Origin of the sequence: Halopseudomonas sp., assembly GCF_036961105.1 — a bacterium.
GTDB lineage: Bacteria > Pseudomonadota > Gammaproteobacteria > Pseudomonadales > Pseudomonadaceae > Halopseudomonas.
The window spans coordinates 1-749 of record NZ_JBALWW010000053.1; the positions used below are offsets into that span (position 1 = coordinate 1).

Annotated in this window: 1 protein-coding gene and 1 pseudogene; both read left to right on the top strand. The window is 59.7% G+C overall.

The window, feature by feature from the left end; all coding sequences use genetic code 11:
• Nucleotides 1–170 (top strand): EAL domain-containing protein (locus V7756_RS18935; protein ID WP_335611754.1); only part of this gene is annotated, 170 nt, incomplete at its 5' end.
• A gap of 127 nt (nucleotides 171–297) precedes the next feature.
• A pseudogene (locus V7756_RS18940) lies at nucleotides 298–749 on the top strand (VRR-NUC domain-containing protein); the annotation flags it as partial.

Below are 749 nucleotides of genomic sequence, written 5' to 3' on the forward strand. Positions count from 1 at the left end.
CGCACAAGCTTGGGCTTGAGGTCGTGGCCGAAGGAGTCGAGCAGTCGGCGCAGCTGCAATTCCTGCGCAAGCTCGGCTGCAATATGGTGCAGGGCTACTACCTGAGCAAACCACTGCCAGTCACTGAGCTGGCCGCCATGCTCGCATTGAACCTGAATGATCTCTACTGACATCACTCCGCTGCTCTCTGGTTGACCACCAGCGGGCTGATGAACGGCAGCGCAGCCGCCCCCGCTCTCACTTGCAAGCGCAGCGTCACGGCGCCACAATACTGTACGCACAACCAGTACTGTATTTATGCCTATACCCAACGCTGCCGACTTCTACTACCTCAGCAACTTTCAGACCGTCCTTGATTGGGTGGTCGCGCGCTATCCCGATCTGCTGAACAAACAGGAACTTGGCTTTGCCCACACCTTTGCCGCCACGCCAAAAATCTCGCGTGCACTGCTGGTGCGCCTGATCATGCGCAAAGGCCAGCACTTCCGGCTGGGCAAACTGCAGTATGACGAGATAGGTGATATGGAGACCGCCGCAACGCCCTTACTGATCAACGGCTGGCTGCGTGATGACCTGCCCCTGCAGCCAGGCGAGCTGGCCACCCTGCTGCTGAAGAATGAGCTTTGCGCCCTGTTCCCCAATCCCGCGGCCGCCAGGCACCAGAGCAAAGCCCTACTGACCACCGCCCTGGGGGCCTTGCACCCTGCGCAACTGCCTTATCATTCTTGGCCGGGCGTACCTGATGAACC